Source organism: Vibrio sp. Vb0304, from assembly GCF_033338995.1.
Classification (GTDB): Bacteria; Pseudomonadota; Gammaproteobacteria; order Enterobacterales; family Vibrionaceae; genus Vibrio; species Vibrio alginolyticus.
On sequence record NZ_JAWOTT010000323.1, the window covers coordinates 1 to 1,082 of the forward strand.

Annotated in this window: 1 protein-coding gene and 1 pseudogene; one reads left to right on the forward strand and one right to left on the reverse strand. The window is 45.9% G+C overall.

What is annotated here, in order from left to right; all coding sequences use genetic code 11:
* On the forward strand, positions 1-862 hold an 862-nt coding region (locus R7P35_RS25965), incomplete at its 5' end, for a glycerol kinase (protein ID WP_318093342.1).
* Between the two features lie 127 nt (positions 863-989).
* Here R7P35_RS25965 and nagB read toward each other — a convergent pair.
* A pseudogene (gene nagB, locus R7P35_RS25970) lies at positions 990-1,082 on the reverse strand (glucosamine-6-phosphate deaminase); the annotation flags it as partial.

Genomic DNA, 1,082 nt, shown 5'->3' on the forward strand with positions numbered 1-1,082 from the left:
AGAAAAAATATCGACATCAGCATTAGCGAAAATGCGCAATATTGACGCCAAGCTGCTGTTTTCAGATCTCAAACGCGCCGGTTACATCACTCGCCAAGAGGACAAATGGATCCTGACGGAAGAGGGCGCTAAGTTCGGCGGTGAATATGTTGACCACCCCAAGTTTGGGCAGTTTATTGTCTGGCCTACGAACTTGCATATTGAGCTGAATCCTACCTCTGGGAAAACTCTGAGTGCCACACAACTTGGCGATAAACTTCGCCTTAATGCCAAGCGAATCAACCAATTGTTGAGTGAGCTAGGCTGGATAAGTAAATCAGAAGACGGATGGCAAGTCACCGAAGCGGGCATTCGAGCAGGTGGTCAACAGCGTGCAGACAAAGAATCACAAAACACCTTTGTGGTTTGGCACGATGTCGTTTTGCGCAACAAGCGCTTGAAGCAATCTGTAGTGGAGTTTTTGGGGCAAGATGCGGAGTCGCACTCCACCGACAAATCCTACTCCAGTTTTCGTCAAAAATTCGAAGCCAAACACCGGACTTTGGATGGGCACTATGTTCGTTCAAAAGGGGAGTTATTAATTGATAACTGGTTGTATTTGACTGGCATTGTCCATGCTTACGAGCGACAACTCCCGATAGAACAAGAAGTGATGAGCGATTTTTATCTTCCTGCTGGCAAGCTGTACCTTCAGTTTTGGGGAAGTGATAGCGGAGAGACGCCAGAAAAAGAGCGAGAAGTCATTCGCGCGGTGTATCAGCAACACAACTTCAATTTGATCGAAGTAGAGCCAAGTGAACTAGATAGGCTGGATGAAGTTCTGCCAAAGCGTCTGCGCCAATTTGGCATCCAAGCGTACTGAGGTTCTTCTCAAATGAACGAAGATGCTTGCGATGTGATGGTATTTATCATGCCCAGAAACGAAAAAACCCGTGATGATTCACGGGTTTTGTGTTTTTAGCGGTTATCTTGGCTTATTGCCCGAATGATTAGAAACCTTTGATGTTTTCCGCTTCTAGCTCAGAGAAGTACTTAACTGTCTTCACTTTAAGCTCTTGTTGTGAAGGCTCGTCACATACGAT